At 67.2% G+C, this 18231-nt stretch carries 17 protein-coding genes; 12 read left to right on the top strand and 5 right to left on the bottom strand.

All coding sequences use genetic code 11. The annotated features are described in order from the left end of the window. A complete protein-coding gene (locus XcodCFBP4690_RS19195; protein WP_104543513.1) occupies positions 1-354 on the top strand; it encodes a hypothetical protein in 354 nt (117 codons plus the stop codon). Between the two features lie 129 nt (positions 355-483). Continuing rightward, positions 484-1158, top strand: coding sequence for a YitT family protein (locus XcodCFBP4690_RS19200; RefSeq protein WP_167394715.1), 675 nt, complete (start codon positions 484-486; stop codon positions 1156-1158). Positions 1159-1287: 129 nt separating this feature from the next. Here the strand turns inward: XcodCFBP4690_RS19200 and XcodCFBP4690_RS19205 are convergent, their stop codons facing one another. Continuing rightward, positions 1288-1827: a DNA-3-methyladenine glycosylase I gene (locus XcodCFBP4690_RS19205; protein WP_104543515.1), complete on the bottom strand. Its 540-nt coding sequence runs from the start codon at positions 1825-1827 to the stop codon at positions 1288-1290. Next, a complete protein-coding gene (locus XcodCFBP4690_RS19210; RefSeq protein ID WP_104543517.1) occupies positions 1824-3677 on the bottom strand; it encodes a DUF4153 domain-containing protein in 1854 nt (617 codons plus the stop codon). Before XcodCFBP4690_RS19210 ends, XcodCFBP4690_RS19205 begins: the two co-directional genes overlap by 4 nt. A gap of 78 nt (positions 3678-3755) precedes the next feature. On the opposite strand from XcodCFBP4690_RS19210, the gene XcodCFBP4690_RS19215 reads away from it, so the two are divergent. The 5 genes from XcodCFBP4690_RS19215 (at position 3756) to XcodCFBP4690_RS19235 (ending at position 7434) form a co-directional block, all read left to right on the top strand. Further along, on the top strand, positions 3756-4322 hold the full coding sequence (locus tag XcodCFBP4690_RS19215) for a YqgE/AlgH family protein (protein WP_104543519.1): 567 nt from the start codon (positions 3756-3758) through the stop codon (positions 4320-4322). Further along, positions 4315-4782: a Holliday junction resolvase RuvX gene (ruvX, locus tag XcodCFBP4690_RS19220; protein WP_104543521.1), complete on the top strand. Its 468-nt coding sequence runs from the start codon at positions 4315-4317 to the stop codon at positions 4780-4782. Before XcodCFBP4690_RS19215 ends, ruvX begins: the two co-directional genes overlap by 8 nt. 13 nt (positions 4783-4795) lie before the next feature. Beyond that, entirely contained in the window at positions 4796-5743 is a 948-nt protein-coding gene (locus XcodCFBP4690_RS19225; RefSeq protein WP_104543523.1) for an aspartate carbamoyltransferase catalytic subunit, read from the top strand. 505 nt (positions 5744-6248) lie between these two features. After that, positions 6249-6683, top strand: coding sequence for an OsmC family protein (locus XcodCFBP4690_RS19230; RefSeq protein WP_064507262.1), 435 nt, complete (start codon positions 6249-6251; stop codon positions 6681-6683). Between the two features lie 151 nt (positions 6684-6834). Next, complete coding sequence (locus tag XcodCFBP4690_RS19235) at positions 6835-7434, top strand: glycine zipper 2TM domain-containing protein (RefSeq protein WP_167394712.1); 600 nt, start codon at positions 6835-6837, stop codon at positions 7432-7434. Between the two features lie 287 nt (positions 7435-7721). Here XcodCFBP4690_RS19235 and XcodCFBP4690_RS19240 read toward each other — a convergent pair whose 3' ends face one another. Both XcodCFBP4690_RS19240 and XcodCFBP4690_RS19245 read right to left on the bottom strand, forming a co-directional pair. Continuing rightward, positions 7722-8603: a PhzF family phenazine biosynthesis protein gene (locus XcodCFBP4690_RS19240; protein WP_104543527.1), complete on the bottom strand. Its 882-nt coding sequence runs from the start codon at positions 8601-8603 to the stop codon at positions 7722-7724. A gap of 31 nt (positions 8604-8634) precedes the next feature. Then, entirely contained in the window at positions 8635-9513 is an 879-nt protein-coding gene (locus tag XcodCFBP4690_RS19245; RefSeq protein WP_104543529.1) for a PhzF family phenazine biosynthesis protein, read from the bottom strand. 177 nt (positions 9514-9690) lie between these two features. Between XcodCFBP4690_RS19245 and XcodCFBP4690_RS19250 the strand changes: the two genes are divergently transcribed. The 5 genes from XcodCFBP4690_RS19250 to XcodCFBP4690_RS19270 all read left to right on the top strand — a co-directional run bounded on the left by XcodCFBP4690_RS19250 (position 9691) and on the right by XcodCFBP4690_RS19270 (position 16766). Further along, positions 9691-12300 carry a bifunctional aspartate kinase/diaminopimelate decarboxylase gene (locus XcodCFBP4690_RS19250; RefSeq protein WP_104543531.1) on the top strand — a complete coding sequence of 870 codons (2610 nt, stop codon included), beginning with the start codon at positions 9691-9693 and terminating at the stop codon, positions 12298-12300. After that, positions 12284-12742: a hypothetical protein gene (locus XcodCFBP4690_RS19255; RefSeq protein ID WP_104543533.1), complete on the top strand. Its 459-nt coding sequence runs from the start codon at positions 12284-12286 to the stop codon at positions 12740-12742. Before XcodCFBP4690_RS19250 ends, XcodCFBP4690_RS19255 begins: the two co-directional genes overlap by 17 nt. After that, positions 12739-14094 (top strand): UDP-N-acetyl-alpha-D-muramoyl-L-alanyl-L-glutamate epimerase, encoded by a 1356-nt coding sequence (gene murL / locus XcodCFBP4690_RS19260; RefSeq protein ID WP_104543535.1) that lies wholly within the window; start codon positions 12739-12741, stop codon positions 14092-14094. The genes XcodCFBP4690_RS19255 and murL overlap by 4 nt, the downstream gene beginning before the upstream one ends. Beyond that, a complete protein-coding gene (gene murD, locus XcodCFBP4690_RS19265; RefSeq protein WP_104543537.1) occupies positions 14075-15481 on the top strand; it encodes a UDP-N-acetylmuramoyl-L-alanine--D-glutamate ligase in 1407 nt (468 codons plus the stop codon). The genes murL and murD overlap by 20 nt, the downstream gene beginning before the upstream one ends. 484 nt (positions 15482-15965) lie before the next feature. After that, positions 15966-16766 carry a dienelactone hydrolase family protein gene (locus XcodCFBP4690_RS19270; RefSeq protein ID WP_146091972.1) on the top strand — a complete coding sequence of 267 codons (801 nt, stop codon included), beginning with the start codon at positions 15966-15968 and terminating at the stop codon, positions 16764-16766. A gap of 202 nt (positions 16767-16968) precedes the next feature. Here the strand turns inward: XcodCFBP4690_RS19270 and XcodCFBP4690_RS19275 are convergent, their stop codons facing one another. Further along, on the bottom strand, positions 16969-17967 hold the full coding sequence (locus XcodCFBP4690_RS19275; protein ID WP_104543539.1) for a polyprenyl synthetase family protein: 999 nt from the start codon (positions 17965-17967) through the stop codon (positions 16969-16971). Positions 17968-18231 lie beyond the last annotated feature (264 nt).

Genomic DNA, 18231 nt, shown 5'->3' on the forward strand with positions numbered 1-18231 from the left:
ATGACGCAAGCCCTCGTTGCAGCCACCAGCAACGCGCACGCTGCTGCCGATCCGCTGGCGCAGCGCTGGGAGGACGAGCCGCTGGCGCTGCTATTTGCACCGTCCAACTGGAAGCTGGTTGCGATGTTTGTCAGCACCTTCGGGGCTTACGGCGGCTACTGGTTCTACCGCAACTGGATCGCACTGCGGGCGATCACCGCGCGCCCGCGAATCTCGCCGGTGTGGCGGACGGCAGGGCGCGGGTTGCCAGGTAACCGCGTTCACGGGCCTGTAGCGGATATGCTGCACCGTCGGTGGCGCGCAGTGCTCAGCGCCTGGTCGACACGGCGTGCCGGTTGTTCCGGTACCGCCTGACCCTTGCATGGCATTCGCCGTGGTTTCAGATGTAACCGGGGCGGCCGATAGTGTCTAATATCGCACCCCACTGCAGTGCCCCTACCCGTGAGCCTTCCCGATTCCGATCTGCGTCCGGAGCAAGAGCCGTTGCCCGATGATGGCGCCGTGGTCACCTCCGGCCCGTTGACGCCACCGCCGGATTCGGCCGGCACCCCGGCCGACGATCACGCGTATCACCACTCGGTGGCCGAGGATGTGCAGGGCATGGTGCTGGCCACCCTGGTGGCGTCGCTGGGTCTTGCGATCTTCGCCAAGGGTGGGTTGATGATCGGCGGCATGGCCGGTGTGGCGTTCTTGCTGCACTACGCGCTGGACTGGAATTTCGGCCTGGTGTTCGTGCTGGTCAACCTGCCGTTCTACTGGTTGAGCGTGCGCCGGATGGGCTGGGAATTCACCCTGAAGACCTTTGCGGCGGTCGCTGCCTGCGGCGCGCTGACCAATCTGCTGCCGCGCTGGGCCGATTACGCGCATATGGATACCGCGTTTTCGGCCATTGTCGGCGGCGCGCTGTCCGGCCTTGGCATCCTGTTCTTCATCCGCCACCGCGGCAGCCTGGGCGGCATCGGCATCCTGGCGGTCTACCTGCAACGCGAGCGCGGCTGGAGCGCGGGCAAGGTGCAGATGAGCTTCGATGCGATGCTGATGCTGGTGGCGTTCTTCGTATTGAAGCCGGACAAGGTGCTGTATTCGGCGATCGGCGCATTGATGCTGAGCCTGGTGCTGATGTTCAATCACCGCCCGCATCGCTACATGGGGGTGTGATCTGCGCGCGTTCGGCGCGTAGTGCGCTGATCGCTACCGCGGCCGTTGATGGCGCAGGCCGGCGCGATGACCTCTGCCAGGCCGATCAGCATCGGCCTGGCGCTGCATCCGAGCCGCGTCTGCGCCGGCTCACGCGTGCTGCATCCATGCCGGTTTCAGCCTGGCGATCTTCCTGTAGACCGGGCACTGCGCATGATGCGCGCCGGGCAGGTAGCCCAGGCTCATCAGGAATTCGCCGGTGATTTCGCCACCGGTGAAGCGGAAGGTCTTCTTGAACAGTTTGATCCAGGCCGGCTTGTCCAACATGTGATGCGCGTCCAGCCATTGCGCGAAGCTGCCGTGCGAACGGCGTAGCGTCTGGATGACCTGCGCATTGTGGATGGCCGCCAGAATCTTCAGACGATTGCGGATGATGCCGGCATCGCCCAGCAGGCGGTCGATCTCTGCATCGCCATAGGCCGCCACGGTATCCACGTCGAAGCCGTCGTAGGCCTGCCGGAAATTGGCGCGCTTGCGCAGGATGGTCTCCCAGCTCAGGCCGGCCTGGTTGATTTCCAGCACCAGGCGCTCGAACAACTCGCGTTCGTCGCGTTGCGGGAAGCCGTATTCGTGGTCGTGGTAATGGCCGTGCACCGGGTGGCCCGGGGCGATGCTGCAATAGCCGCTCATGGGGTGCGCTCCGGTCTGATGCCCTCTTCGCTTGGTTTGATGCTCATGCGCCTGTCGCCCGGCAGCACCAGGTCCGGCCAGCGGCTGGGACGTGCCTGCACCTGGCCGTCGCGCAGTGCCTCGCGTGCCAGGGTTTGGGTATCGCTGCTGCCGGAATAGAACCGGGTCGTGCCTGCCTGATACCAGCCGCCCTGGTTGCGCGCATACAGCATGCATGCGATCGAGTATTCGCCTTTGACATCGCAGAGCAGCACATCGGGCCGGCCGTCCTGGTCCAGGTCGTCGCTGCTGACGATGCAGCGGCTGTCGTTCTGCGTGCACTCTCCCCGATCCTGCAGGCGCGGCGCGGACGTCAGCAGATAGGTCCACCAATCGGCCGGCGGTTCGCTCTTGCCGGCAGCCACGGCGATCCGCTGGCGGATCTGCTCCAGGTCGGTCAGTTCCTTGTGCGTTGGCTCCTGGGGCTCTTCATCGTGGCCCCAGCGCGTGGTGCGCGCCAGCAGCCGTTCCAGCCGCTGCCTGCGCGCGGCATCGCCGGCAAATGCCGGGCTCTGGCGCAACGACTGCACGGCCAGGTAGCCGCGGCGGCCATTGTCGAAACGCAGGAACTCCAGGTTCGCCTTCTCGCTCTCGGGCGTGCCGGTCGCCAGCCGCTGGATCTGGCTGTGCACGGTGATGCGGTAAGGATCCAGCAATGGGCTGTTGATCAGGATCGCCAGGCCGATCACCACCCACGACAACAGCATGTTGCCGCTGGCCAGGTGCGTCAGCCAGTGGCCCGCACGCGGCCGCAGCACCGCGAACGCATAGGCCAGGGCGTACGCCAGCGCCAGGGTCGCCAGCACGGCTGCGCAGAAGCGCTCGCCGGTCCAGCCATGCTGCGCAATGCGCAAAACCAGGGCGTAGGCGGCCAGCGCCGCGTGCAGGGGCAGGCTGAGCAGGCCGGCCTCGACCACCCAGCGCAGCCAGCGCGTATACGGCGGCTGCACGTCGCCATCGCGATAGACCGCATTGGTGAACAGCACCAGCCCGAACACCAGGCTCAGCAGGATCGCCGCCGCCGAACGGGTCTGCCAAAGCGCCTGCAGGCCGGTGAATGGAAGCACCAGCAAGAACAGCACGCTCACCGCGGCCAGCAGCGGCAGCAGGCCCGTGCACAGCGAGAACAGGATCTGCCGCATCACCTGCACGGCGCGGTGCTGGGTGCGCCCGATCAGGATGCCCAGCCCCGTCATCACGCCCGTGGCCAGATAGATGAAGGCCTGTTCGCGGAACAGCTCGCGAAACACCATGATCCTGACCAGGGCGAACAGACTGGCCCACAACCACAGCACCATCCAGCACACCCAGACGAACAGCAGCGCCAGCGCAAGGGTCAACGCGTTCTGCCAGGCATGGTCGAACAGGGTGCGGTAGTCCGCCCGCCAGTGGCCGTGCTGCTGGCGATACTGCAACCAGGGCAGGGCGACGAACCACCCGACCGCGACGGTGAAGCCGAATGGCCACAGGACACTGGCGATCTGCAGGGCTGGTGCGCCGGTGGCGCTCCACGCCGCCCAGCTGCCCAGTGCGGCCAACACCAGCGTGGTGCCTGCCACGTGCTGCCACAGGCGGCGATCGCGCAGCTGCTGCAGGCTCAGCAGCACCATGCTGGGCACTGTCATCACCAGGGTGTACCAGCAGATGCGCACGCCCAGTTCGGTGAACGGCCGCACGCCGTGCTGCGCGCCCAGGGCCGCCAGGTACAGCAGTCCGCCCTGCAACAGCGCGACCAGCACGATCAAGGCTCGGGTCTGGCGTGGCAGGGGCATCTCGGGGCCGAGGCTGTGGGTGCTGGGGAGGGTTTGCATGTACGGTCCATGTTCGCGGCAAGGGGCCAGTATGGCAGCGGCTCTGCGCGCAGCGAAACGAACGGCTAGAATGCGGCCATGTCCGTTTTACCCACGCCGCTGGCCAACCAACTACTGATCGCGCTTCCGGCGCTGTCCGACCCCACGTTTTCCCGCAGCGTCGCGCTGATCTGCCAGCACGACGAGAACGGTGCGATGGGGGTGCTGGTGAATCGCCCGTCCGAGTACACCCTGGGCGAAGTGCTGTCGCAGATGGGGATCGAGACCGAAGACGCGCAGTTGTGCGAGCAGATCGTGCTCAGTGGCGGGCCGGTGCATCCGGAGCGCGGCTTCGTCATCCACGACGATGCGCGCGAATGGGATTCCAGCCTGGAAGTGGGGCAGGGCGTGTTCCTGACCACCTCGCGCGACATCCTCGAAGCCATGGCCGCCGGCGAAGGCCCGCGCAACGCGCTGGTGGCGCTGGGCTGTGCGGGCTGGGGAGCGGGGCAGTTGGAATTCGAGCTGGGCGAGAACAGCTGGCTGACCGCGCCTTCCGATGCCAACGTGCTGTTCGATACCGCCCTGGAAGATCGCTGGCAGGCTGCCGCCGGACGCATCGGGGTGGACCTGTTCCGGCTGACGGATTATTCCGGGCATGCCTGAGGCGGGCACCATCCGCCCCGATGGCACGGTGCTGGGCTTCGACGTGGGGTCGCGCCGGATCGGCGTGGCGGTCGGCACCGCGCTGGGTGCCGGAGCACGCGCGGTGGCGGTGGTCAACGTGCACGCCAGCGGCCCGGATTGGGTGGCGCTGGATCGCGTGCACAGGGAGTGGCGGCCCGACGGCCTGGTGGTCGGCGACCCGCTCACCCTGGACGGCAAGGACCAGCCTGCGCGCAAGCGTGCCCATGCATTCGCCCGCCAGCTGCGCGAGCGCTACGCGCTGCCGGTGGTATTGATCGATGAGCGCTCCAGTTCGGTCGAGGCCGCGCAGCGTTTCGCGCGCGAGCGCGCCGATGGGCGCAAGCGTCGCCGCGATGCCGAGGCACTGGATGCGATGGCCGCGGCCGTGATCGTCGAACGCTGGTTGGCCGCGCCCGACCAGGCCACTCCTCTTCCCTGATTCCCGACCTGCGATGACCGCCATGCAACTCGATTCGGATGGACGTTTGCGTCACCTGCTCACCCTGGAAGGATTGCCGCGCGCCACGTTGCTGCAATTGCTCGATCGCGCCGGCCAGATCCGCGATGCCGCAGTGGGCCGCGTCGGCAAGCGCAGCGTGCTGGCTGGCACCGCGGTGTGCACGCTGTTCTTCGAGCCGTCCACGCGCACGCGCAGTTCGTTCCATCTCGCCGCGCAGCGTCTGGGCGCGGATGTCCTGAATTTCGATGCGTCCACCTCATCCACCCGCAAGGGCGAGACCGCGCGCGACACCCTGAAGAATCTCGAGGCCATGGGTGTGCGCGGGTTCGTGGTGCGCCATCCCGACGACGGCGCGGTGGAAGCGCTGGCCGCCGCGGCCGGCGAGGGCACCGCGTTGATCAACGCCGGCGACGGCCGTAGCGCACATCCCACCCAGGGCCTGCTCGACATGCTCACCCTGCGCCAGGCCAAGGGCACCGATTTCTCCAGGCTCAAGGTCGTCATCGTGGGCGACGTGAAGCACTCGCGCGTGGCGCGCTCGGACCTGCATGCGCTGCGCACCCTGGGCGCTGGCGAGATCCGTGTCTGTGGCCCGGCAAGCCTGCTGCCCGATGACGACATGCTGGACGGCTGCGTGGTCGGCCAGGACTTCGACGCCATGCTGGAAGGTGCCGATGCGTTGATGATGCTGCGCCTGCAGCGCGAGCGCATGGAAGAGGGGCTGGTGCCCTCGCTGGAGCAGTACCACACCGAATACGGCCTCACCCGCGAGCGTCTGGCGCGTGCCGGACGCGATGCGGCGGTACTGCATCCGGGCCCGATCAATCGCGGCGTGGAAATCACCGACGAGGTCGCCGATGGCGCGCAATCGTGCGTGCTGCGCCAGGTCGCCAACGGCGTGGCGGTGCGCATGGCGGTGCTGGAAACCCTGCTGGGCTGATGCCGCCAGCAGAACGCCCGCGTCCGCCACCAGGCGGGCGCGGACGTGAAGCGATCCAGACAGGTCGCGCGAATCGATACAGGATGCTTGCGCGCCTGAGCGTGCGTCATCGAGCCAAGTGCGCCGTGTCACCTTCTATCAGTGCAGCTGAAATGCCTGCATTGGCAAACGAAGCGCCGCATCGCCGGCCTGCACTGTCAGCCAGGTGCAGCCACGCCGTTGCATCGCATCGACCGCATAAATCATGAAGCTCGCCATGCACGTGTGCTGCGCCAGATTTGCAGCAGTCTCTAGTGCGTCGCCGGTTGAGTGGCGAAGCAATAACGCAATAACGGCATTTCCGGATCACAGGTCTTCATGGCGTTGCCGATGGCCCAGCGCCCTGCCAATAAACCCGACCCATAGCCTGCTCTTGCGATTCCCGATTCCCGAATCCCGAATCCCAGCACCACCACGTAACACCCACTCGCCTATCGTGAGGTCCCTTTCATCGCAGGAGACCGCAATGGGTATTTCGCGTCACGCCACCGCACACTGGGAAGGCGACCTCAAGACCGGCAAGGGTCAGCTCAGCACGCCGCAGAGCGGCCTGATGGACAACACCCGCTACGCCTTCAGCAGCCGCTTCGGCGACGAGAAGGGCACCAACCCGGAAGAGCTCATTGCCGCTGCGCACGCCGGCTGCTTCACCATGGCGCTGTCGGCGCAGCTGAGCGAAGCGGGCTTCCCGCCGGCCTCGCTGGATACGCGCGCCGACGTCGACCTGTCGATGGAAGGTGGCCCGCAGTTGTCGCAGATCCGCCTCAAGCTCAAGGCCGTGGTGCCCGGTATCGACGAAGCCAAGTTTCGCGAGCTGGCCGATACCGCCAAGAAGAATTGCCCGGTGTCCAAGGCATTGAGCGCAGTGCCGATCAGTCTGGATACCGAGTTCTCCAACTGACGCCTTGCGGATGCATGGCGTTGGCGCACGCGCCGGCGCCATGCAGCTGGCGACAACCTGAATAGGACTTTTGACGGCCCGTCCGGTTCAGGGCGGTTTCACTGCCACGAGCCGAGCATCGGCAGCGTGTCCTCCCTGTGAAGCTGCCGCAATGAAAACTCTTGTGCTTGGTGCTCTGGTAATGGGTCTGGCCGTGGCGGGCAACGCAACGGCGCAGCGCTACGACAGCGGCTACCGCGACACCTATCGCGGCGGCTACGAGGACGGTCGCTACGAATACGCGCGCGTGGTACGCGTGGATCCGATCATCGTGTCGGACTCCTATAGCGAGCGCACCAACGAGCGCTGCTACAACCGTCCCTCCGATGGCTACTACACCAGTAACGACGGCTACTACCGCGACGGTGGCTATGGTGCGCCGAATGCGTCCAATCGCGGTGTCGCCAGCGTGATCGGCGGTATCGCCGGCGCGGTGCTGGGTAGCCAGGTGGGTGGCGGCAATGGACGTCTGGTCGGTACCGCGGTCGGCACCATGGCCGGCGTCGCGGCCGGTCGCTCGATCTACGAAGCCAATCACCGCACCTACCAGGGCAATGTCAGCGTCTGCGAGCCGGTGTCGTACCGCACTACGCGCGAACGCGTGGACGGCTATGACGTGACCTACGAATACGGCGGACGCATGTATCACACGCGCAGCGACTACAACCCGGGCGACCGGATCCGCGTGCGCGTGGATGTGCGCCCCGACTGATTGACGCATCTAGGCTATTTGGAAAAAAACGCTGCGGGAGGCCGCAGCGTTTTTTTGTGTTGGAAGCCATGCAGTAAGCGAGCGCTGTGCGATCGTGCCCGATGGCACGTCGCATGCGAAGGACTGCAAAAATTTCTGGATTCGATGGCCAGACGCAGGCGCGCCGCGCGTGGGATGGCGATCGGGCTGAGCTCCAGCGCAGAAGAATTTTGATCAGGTTTGCTTTTGAACCAGCCGTCTCGGATTTGGCGCAGACAGTGACGCCGCAGCCCTGCAGCCCACAGCGCTCAACTCCAGTCCAAGGTCCCGCGAATCACCGTCTGCACCTGGCCGCCGGACCACACATCGCCGCCTGCGTCGATGCGCAGCTCCAGCAAGGCATCGAAGCCGATTTCGCGGCCCTGGCTGACCACATAGCGGCGGCCGCTGCCGGGCAGCGCATGGCGGCTGTCCAGCCATGCGGCCAGCACGGCATTGGCCGCGCCGGAGGCGGCGTCCTCGAAGCGCCGTCCGTTGCCGACAAAGGCGCGCACGGCCAGGTCGTAACTGCCTGCGGTCGCGGCGCGCGCATAGGCGAACACGCCCATGCTGCCGGTGGATTCCGCCAATGCGGCGATTGCGTCCCAATCCGGTTGCAGGCTGCGCAAGGCAGCTTCGCTGGCCAGTTCCACTACCCACCAGGTGCGGCCGCCGTCCATCAGCGCGGGTGGCAGGCTGCCTAGCGGCCAGCCATGCAGCACGGCGTGCAGACGTGGGTCGTCGGCGGCGACCTGTTCGGCGATGCGGGCACGCGGCGTACGGATGGCGATGCTGCGGTGGCCATCGATCTGCTCCACCCGCAGCGGCAACTGCCCGGCGATGCCGTCCTGCACCAGCAGACCGTCGTCCGGCGCGGCCAGCCCGGCGTCGAGCACTGCATGCGCCGTGCCCACGCTGGGGTGGCCGGCGAACGGGACTTCTTTTTGCGGCGAGAACATGCGCAACCGGTAACTGCTGTGCGCATCGGCCGCAGGGAACACGAAGGTGGTCTCCGGCAGCTTGGTCCAGCGCGCGATCGCCTGCATCGCCGCATCGTCCAGCCCCTGCGCATCCAGCACCACTGCCAGCGGGTTGCCGCTGCCGGGGCGGGCGGAGAACACATCCAGTTGCAGGAAACGGCGGGTGGTCATGAGGGGCGGTCCGCGGGCAGGGCGCGGCAGCTTACCAATCGATGCGGCCGTCGATCACCTGCAGCGTCGTTCCGCCGATCCAAACCTCGCCCTGCGCGTCCAGCTCGACCTGGATGCGTCCATCGCGGCCGACCTCACGGCCCTGGCTGGCGACATAGCGCGAACCCTCGCCCGGCAGGCGTCCCTCGCCGTGCAGGCGTGCGGCGATGCAGGCATTGGCGCTGCCGGTGACCGGGTCTTCCGGGATGCCATCGCCGGGGCAGAACGCGCGCACGACCAGGTCTTCGTCGCCGCCATCGACGGGCGCGTAGATGGCCAACCCGGTGGCCGCACTGGCCTGGGTCAGACGCGTGATGGCGGCAAGATCGGGCAGTGCCCGACGCACCGCGTCGGCATCGGCCAGTTCCAGCAGCCACCAGTTGGGGCCGTTGTTCCACAGCGCCGCCCGATGCGGGGCCGTGCGCAACCCGGCGCAGGCGGCCTGCACGGCCGCCGCGTGGTGATCCCAGGTTGCCACCAGGCGCGCGCGCGGGGCGCGCAGCCGGACCTGCAATGCGCCGTGCCGGTCGAACACCTCCACCGGCAGCACGCCGGCCGCGCATTGCTGGCGCAGGCGGCCGTCGGCCTTGAAGCTGGTTAACCCGTGGGTCGTCGCTGCCCACGCCGCACCCACGCTGGGGTGGCCGGCAAACGGCAGCTCCGCGCGCGGGGTGAAGATGCGGATGTGGTAATCGGCGTCCGGCACGCTGACCGGCAGGAAAAAGATCGTCTCCGACAGATTCAGCCATGCGGCGATCTGCTGCATCTGTTCGCTCGACAGCGCACCCGCGTCGAACACCACGCCCAGCGGATTGCCGGAGCCGGTGCGGCTGGCGAAGACGTCCAGTTGCAGGTAGCGGTGCTTGCTCATCTGTGTGCGGTCTCGGGTCAGGCGTTCATGCGGATGGTTGCAGCGCAAACCGTTGCGGTGCGGCGCTATCACACCGGGGACTGCGACCACTGACGAGGTCATGCAAGGGATATTGGCAGTAGAATCGGGGGTTCCGCCCGGCATACCGGCTTTTCCCCCAATCTAAACGCCTATTCCATGTCAGCTTCCCACTCTACCGATCGTTGGATCGTCCTCAAGTTCGGCGGCACTTCGGTGTCGCGTCGTCATCGCTGGGACACGATTGGAAAACTGGCGGGCAAACGGGCGAACGACACCGGCGGCCGCGTGCTGGTGGTGGTGTCTGCATTGTCGGGCGTGACCAACGAGCTCACTGCCATTGCCGATGGTGCCGCCGACAGCGCGCAGCGCGTGGCCGCGCTGGAACAGCGTCATCGCGAGTTCGTTGCCGAGCTCGAGCTCGATGCAGACGCGGTGCTGGGCGAGCGGCTGGCCGCGCTGCACGCCTTGCTTGCCGATGCGCGTGCCGCAACGCGCACGCTCGATTGGCAGGCCGAGGTGCTGGGGCAGGGCGAGTTGCTGTCCTCCACCATCGGTGCGGCGTATCTGCATGCCAATGGCCTGGACATGGGCTGGCTGGACGCGCGGCAGTGGCTGTCGGCGTTGCCGCCGCAGCCCAATCAGAGCGAATGGTCCAAGCGCCTGTCGGTGTCCTGCCAGTGGCAAGCGGATGCGGACTGGCGCGCGCGTTTCGATGCGCAGCCCACGCGCCTGCTGATCACGCAAGGCTTCATCGCGCGGCACGCCGACGGCGGCACCGCGATCCTGGGCCGTGGCGGTTCGGACACCTCGGCGGCGTACTTCGGCGCACTGCTCGGCGCCAGCCGCGTGGAAATCTGGACCGACGTGCCCGGCATGTTCAGCGCCAATCCGAAGGACGTGCCGGACGCGCGCCTGCTGACCCGGCTGGACTATTACGAAGCGCAGGAAATCGCCACCACTGGCGCCAAGGTGTTGCATCCGCGCTCGATCAAGCCGTGCCGCGATTCCGGCGTGCCGATGGCGATCCTGGATACCGAACGCCCCGATCTGCCCGGCACCAGCATCGACGGCAGCGCCGAGCCGGTGCCCGGGGTCAAGGCGATCAGCCGGCGCAACGGCATCGTGCTGGTGTCGATGGAAGGCATCGGCATGTGGCAGCAGGTGGGCTTCCTGGCCGATGTGTTTGCGCTGTTCAAGAAGCACGGGCTGTCGGTGGACCTGATCGGCTCGGCCGAAACCAATGTCACCGTATCGCTGGATCCCTCGGAAAACCTGGTCAATACCGACGTGCTGGCGGCGCTGTCGGCGGATCTGTCGCAGATCTGCAAGGTCAAGATCATCGTTCCCTGCGCGGCCATCACCCTGGTCGGGCGCGGCATGCGCTCGCTGCTGCATAAGCTCTCCGACGTGTGGGCCACGTTCGGGCAGGAACGCGTGCACATGATTTCGCAGTCGTCCAACGACTTGAACCTGACCTTCGTCATCGATGAAGCCGATGCCGATGGCCTGCTGCCGATCCTGCATGCGGCGCTGATCGACAGCGGTGCGATGCCGGTCAGCGAAGGCGAGGTGTTCGGCCCGCGCTGGCGGCAGATCATCGGCTCGGTGCGTGCGCGCCCGACCCCGTGGTGGCATGCCGAGCGCAGCCATCTGCTGTCGCTGGCCAAGGCCGGCACCCCGCGCTACGTCTATCACCTGCCGACGGTGCGCGCGCGTGCGCACGCGCTGGGCCAGATCGCGGCGGTGGACCAGCGCTATTACGCGATCAAGGCCAATGCGCATCCGGCAATCCTGATGGCGCTGGAGCAGGCCGGCTTCGGGCTGGAATGCGTCTCGCACGGCGAACTGCGTCGCGTCTTCCAGACGCTGCCGGAGTTGTCGCCGCGCCGCGTGCTGTTCACGCCGAGCTTTGCGCCCAGGGCCGAGTACGAAGCGGCGTTCGCGCTGGGAGTGACCGTCACCGTGGACAACGTCGAAGCGCTGCGCAACTGGCCGGAGGTCTTCCGCGGCCGCAACGTATGGCTGCGTATCGACCTGGGCCATGGCGATGGCCACCACGAGAAGGTCAACACCGGCGGCAAGGCGTCCAAGTTCGGCTTGTCGTCCACGCGCGTGGACGAGTTCGTGGAGGCCGCGCGCCTGCTCGATGTCACCATCACCGGCGTGCATGCGCACCTGGGCAGCGGCGTGGAGACCGGCGAGCACTGGCGGATGATGTACGACGAACTGGCCGGCTTCGCGCGCCGCATCGGCACGGTGGAGACCATCGATATCGGCGGCGGCCTGCCGATTCCCTATAGCGCCGAAGACGAGCCGTTCAATCTGGAGGTGTGGGCCAAGGGCCTGGCCGAGGTCAAGGCCGTGCACCCCGGCTACCGCCTGGCGATCGAACCGGGCCGCTATCTGGTGGCCGAGGCCGGCGTGCTGCTGACGCAGGTCACCCAGGTGATCGAAAAAGACGGCGTGCAGCGCGTCGGGCTGGATGCGGGCATGAATACCCTGATCCGCCCGGCGCTGTACGACGCCTGGCACGACATCGAAAATCTCAGCCGGCTCGATGCGCCGGCCGATGGCAGCTTCGATATCGTCGGGCCGATCTGCGAATCCTCGGACGTGTTCGGCAAGCGTCGCCGGCTGCCGGCCACCACCGCACCGGGCGATGTGATGCTGGTCGCCGATGCCGGCGCATACGGCTATTCGATGGCCAGCACCTACAACCAGCGCGAGTTGCCGCGCGAAGAGGTCATCGATGCGGCCGCTGGCTGAGTTCGTGGCGCTCAGCACGCTGGCCGGCGCTGCGTCGATGATGATGTCCACGGCCATCGACATGGCCGGCCTGCGCATGCCCTGGACCGACAGCCTGAAGTGGGTGCTGCCCGCAGTGCTTGCCGCCGGTACCGGCGCGTGGTGGTCAGGCCGCTGGCAGCAGCGCCGCCAGGCGCGCGCCCTGGCACGGCAGGCCGGCGGCATGGCGGTGCGCACGGTGCTGTTGAGCGGCCTCGGCTATCTGCCTGCGCTGCTGGTGTACCTGTTGGTGGCGCTGGCGGTGAGCGGCGATGCCAAGGTGATCGGCTCGCAGCTCATGCTGTTGTTGTTCGCGGTCGGCTGCCTGCCGCTGCTGTGGGCCGCGGTGCCGTTTTCCATGATTGAATATGTCCTGTGCCGACGTTATCTGCGTCGTTTGCACGTTCCTGCAGGTAGTCCATGAGCGCTTTCGACAAACACCAGATCTCCACTTTCCATTTCGTGCGCTGCGCGCTCGACGCGCAGACCGGCGTGGCGACGCTGGTGTATGCCTTAGACCAGGGCCCGGAACTGGTGGAAACCGTCGCCATACCGGGCGCACCGTTCGTGCTGGAGGGCGCGCACGCCGCGGCCGTGCAACAGGCCCTGCGCCTGCTGCACCTGATCGCCGGCGTGAGTTACTACAAGGCCGCGGTGCCGCCGACCATCGCCATCGACAGCTACGGCATCGATGCGGACACCGCCGCCCTGGTGGAAAGCGTGTATCTGCACGGCCTGGGCGAATTCGCCTACCGCAATGGCTTGAACCTGCACGGCAAGATCACCTTTCCGGTGACTGCGCAGGCCGCTGCCGACGCGTCGGCGTTGGGCTTGCGCGAGCATGCATTGGTCGCCATCGGCGGCGGCAAGGATTCGCTGGTCAGCATCGAGGCACTGCGCCAGGCCGGCGTCGACCAGACCGTGAGCTGGATCGGCGGCTCGCAGCTCATCCGCGCCTGCGCCGAGCGCACCGGCCTGCCGATGCTCAACATCGGCCGTGTGCTGGCGCCGGAGCTGTTCGAACTCAATCGCCAGGGCGCCTGGAATGGGCATATCCCGGTGACTGCGGTGAACTCGGCCATCCTGGTGCTGTCGGCGCTGCTGACCGGCGTGGACCAGGTGGTGTTCTCCAACGAGCGCTCGGCCAGCTACGGCAGCCAGATTCCGGGGACCGGCGAGGTCAATCACCAGTGGTCCAAGGGCTGGGCGTTCGAACACGCCTTCGGCGAGTACGTGCAGCGGCACGTGGCGGCCGATCTGCGCTACTACTCGTTGCTGCGGCCGTTGTCGGAGCTGGCGGTGGCGCGGCAGTTCGCCAAAACCGATCACTACGACGCGCATTTTTCCAGCTGCAACCGCAACTTCCACATCATGGGCGAGCGCCCGGTGCACCGCTGGTGCGGGGTGTGCCCGAAGTGCCACTTCGTGTTCCTGGCGCTGGCCCCGTTCATGCCGAAGACGCGGCTGGTGGGGATCTTCGGGCGCAATCTGCTCGACGATGCCGCGCAAGCCGGCGGCTACGACGCACTGCTGGAATTCCAGGACCACAAGCCGTTCGAATGCGTGGGTGAAGGCCGTGAGTCGCGCGCGGCGATGGCGCTGCTGGCAACGCGTGCGGAGTGGAAGGAAGACGCGCTGGTGATGCGTTTCATCCGGCAGATCCAACCGCAACTGGACCCGCAGGAGTTGCAGCTGGAGCCGTTGCTGGCTCTCGATGGCGAGCATCGCATCCCGGCGGCGCTGTGGGAGCGCGTGCGTGCGAATTTCGCAGCTTGAGGGCAGGGCGGTTGCGTTGTGGGGGTGGGGGCGCGAGGGGCGCGCGGCGTACCGCGCGTTGCGCACCGCGCTGCCTGCCCAGCCACTGACGGTGTTCTGCAATGCCGAGGAGGCGCGCGAGGTCGCGGCGCTGGACGATGCGGCGTTACAGGTGGAGACCGACGCCACCGCGCAGGCGCTGGGCCGGTTCGAGATCGTGCTGAAATCGCCGGGCATCAGCCCGTATCGTGCCGAGGCGCTGGCCGCCGCCGCGCAGGGCACGCAGTTCATCGGCGGCACCGCGCTGTGGTTCGCCGAGCATGCGCAGGCCGATGGCGATGTGCCCGGTGCGATCTGCATCACCGGTACCAAGGGCAAGAGCACCACCACCGCGCTGTTGGCGCACCTGCTGCGCAGCGCAGGGCAGCGGACCGCGCTGGTCGGCAATATTGGCCAGCCCCTGCTGGAAGTGCTGGCACCACAGCCGCCACCGGCCTACTGGGCGATCGAGTTGTCCAGCTACCAGACCGGTGAGGTAGCGCGCAGCGGTGCGCGCCCGCAACTGGCGCTGGTGCTGAACCTGTTTCCCGAACATCTGGACTGGCACGGCGATGAGGCGCGCTACGTGCGCGACAAGTTGTCGCTTGTCACCGAAGGCCGCCCGCGGATTGCCCTGCTCAACGCGGCAGACCCGCTGTTGCGCGACCTGCAGCTGCCCGATAGCGACGTGCGCTGGTTCAATCATCCCGACGGCTGGCATATGCGCGGCGAGGTGGTGTATCGCGGCGAGCAGGCCATCTTCGATACCGCCCACGTGCCGCTGCCCGGTGAGCACAACCGCCGCAATCTGTGCGCGGTGCTGGCCGCAGTGGAAGCGCTGGGGCTGGATGCCGCGGCACTCGCGCCGGCCGCGTCGAGTTTCCGCCCCTTGCCCAATCGGCTGCAGTGGCTGGGCAGCGTGGACGGCATCAGCTACGTCAACGATTCGATCAGCACCACACCGCATGCCTCGCTGGCCGCGCTGGCCTGCTTCGCGCAGCAGCGCGTGGCCTTGCTGGTCGGGGGGCATGACCGCGGGCTGGATTGGCAGGATTTCGCCGAGCACATGACGCAGCAGGCACCGCTGGAGATCGTCACGATGGGCGCCAATGGCCCGCGCATCCACGCCTTGCTGGCACCGCTGGCCGCGTCAGGGCGTTTCGGCCTGCATGCGGCCAACGATCTGCAGCACGCGATGCAGCTTGCACGCGACGCGCTGGGCGAACAGGGCGGCGTGGTGCTGCTGTCGCCGGGCGCGCCCAGCTTTGGCGCCTATAGCGACTACGTGGCACGCGGCCGGCATTTCGCCCAGCTGGCCGGGTTCGACCCGGCGGCGATCAGCGCGATTCCGGGCTTGGGCGTGCAGTAGTCAGGCGTTGCCGGCCGCACTGCGACGGCAATCGGCTGCTGGCAACGGTGGGAGGTGCGAGTCGATCTTACGCAGTTGGACGCGTTCGGTCTGGCTGCTGTCGATGGAACTCCTCGACAGGTGCGCGATAAGAGGTTTTGCAAGAGACCGGCGCTGGATGAGGATGCCCGTGCTTGCCTTCTCCCACCGGGACATTGTCCTCCTTCATGGAAGAGAAAGTGGCGCGCAGCGCCGGATGAGGGTGCCTCAAGCATCTGACAACGCCCCCAATGACAAACGCGTCGCTACGCGCCTTCAAAGGTGAGGCTTCGACTGCTTCGTCCGTACCCCAACCCCGACCCCCTTTCCGGCGTGAGAGCAACTGTGCCTGCGCGAACGCTGCCAGCCGATGGTCTGGCTGCTGGTTCTGCCCCTGTGCGCATCGCGACCGGTTCTGCACGCCGGCTCGGCCTACACTGCGCGCACATCCCCCGGGAGCAAGCGCATGCACAAGCAATGGTCGTGGAGCGGTGTGGGTCTGGTCGGCGTCCTGGCGTCGCTGGCGTTTCCGGCAATGGCCGCGATGCAGGCCAAGCCACTGGAATGGAAGGTCGGCAAGGACACCTACAGCGGCGTGCTGGTCTACGACGATGCCGGCGATGCCAGGCGGCCCGGCCTAGTGATGGTGCCCAACTGGCGCGGGGTCAACGATTCTGCGGTGGAAAAAGCCAAGCAGCTGGCCGGCGACGATTACGTGGTGCTGGTGGCGGACGTGTACGGCAAGGGCAAGCGCCCGGTCAACGACAGCGAGGCCGGGCAGTTCGCCGGTGCCCTGAAGAAGGATCCGCCGACGTTGCGCGCTCGCGCGCTGAAAGCGGTGGACGTGCTCAAGGCGCAAGCCGGCAAGACGCCGCTGGACGCGACGCGGATCGGTGCGGTGGGCTTCTGCTTTGGCGGCACCACGGTGCTGGAACTGGTGCGCGGCGGCGCGCAGCTGGCCGGTGTGGTCAGCCTGCATGGCGGCATCGCCACGCCCAGCCCGGCGTCAGCCGGCTCGGCAAGGACACCGGTGCTGGTGCTCAACGGCGCCGACGACAAGAGCGTGAGCAAGGCCGACATCGCCGCGTTCGAAACCGAAATGAATGCCGCTGGCGCGGATTGGCAATTCGTCAACTTCAGCGGCGCGGTGCACTGCTTCGCCGAAGCCGATGCGAACAGCCCGCCCGGTTGCGTGTACAACCCGCGTGCCGCCAAGCGTGCCTATCGCATGTTGGGTGACTTTTTCGACGAGCGCTTTGGTTTGTAGCCGGGATTGGTGATTCGGGATTCGGGATTCGCAAAAGCGTGGTCCCGTCCTCCGGATCCTTCGTGAGTTTGTGCTCATGGATTTGCACTGGCCCTATCGCCGGGCGATCGAATGCCGGGATGCGTAGGAGCACAGCCAAGCCGCTTTTACAAATCCCCAATCTCCAATCCCAAATCCCGTCCGGCGCGCACAGCGCGCCGGATCAATGCGTGCGTTCCACCGCGTAACGCGCCAGGCCGCGCAGTGCGGCTACCGCCGGGCTGTCGGGAAGGGTTGCCAGCGCCTGCTCGGCGGCAGCGGCGTATTCGGCGGCGCGCTGGCGGCTGTAGTCCAGCCCGCCGGTCGCGTGGATGGCGGCCAGCACTTCCGGCATCGCCGCCGCATCGCCCTGTTCGACGATGGCGCGCAGGCGCTCCCGGGTGGCCTCGTCCGAATGCGCCATGGCGTGGATCAACGGCAAGGTGGCCTTGCCTTCGGCCAGGTCGTCGCCCAGGTTCTTGCCCAGGTCCTCGGCCTCTGCAGCGTAGTCGAGCACGTCGTCGGCGATCTGGAAGGCGAAGCCCAGCTGCATGCCGTAGTCGTAGAGCTGCTGCTGCACCTGCGCATCCGCACCCGAGGCCAGCGCGCCCAGGCGGGTGCCGGCGGCGAACAGTACCGCGGTCTTGCGTTCGATGACGCGCAGGTAGGCGGCTTCGTCGGTGTCGGGGTTGTGCACGTGCAACAGCTGCAGCACTTCGCCTTCGGCGATGCGGTTGGTGGTATCGGCCAGGATCTGCATGACTTCCATGCGGTCGAGCTCGACCATCAGCTGGAAGCTGCGCGAGTACAGGAAATCGCCGACCAGCACGCTGGGCGCATTGCCCCACAGCGCGTTGGCGGTGCTGCGCCCGCGGCGCAGGTCCGACTCGTCCACCACGTCGTCGTGCAGCAGGGTCGAGGTGTGGATGAATTCGATGATCGCCGCCAGCTGGTGGTGCTCCGGGCCGGAGCCGCCAGCCGCGTGGCCGGCTAGCATCACCAGCATCGGCCGCAGGCGTTTGCCGCCGGCGGAGATGATGTGATCGGCGATCTGGTTGATCAGCACGACGTCCGACGCCAAGCGACGGCGGATCAGCGCATCCACCGCGGCCATGTCGGGCGCGGCGAGGGACTGGATCTGGGACAGGCCCAGGACGGTGGGGAGGTCTTCGGCGATGGTCATGCGCAGGCGTTCGTGATGTGCATCGATTATAGGTGCCCGGGCCGGATCCGTCCCGCCGCGTGTGCCGCGGCCGCCGGGGCAGGGTGGAAACCGTTGCGGGGCCTGACATGCAGGGCCGCCAGCCGATGCCGATTCCCACCTGTCGGCGCGGGATTTCCCGGCCCGGCGGCGGGCCGTGCGGGGGCACCGGGGTCGGGCAGGTGCGGTAACATTGGCCCCAAGACATTCACCGCCGCGCCCCTTCGGCGCTGGCGCACCATCGGA

Origin of the sequence: Xanthomonas codiaei (genome assembly GCF_002939785.1) — a bacterium.
Taxonomy (GTDB): Bacteria; Pseudomonadota; Gammaproteobacteria; order Xanthomonadales; family Xanthomonadaceae; genus Xanthomonas; species Xanthomonas codiaei.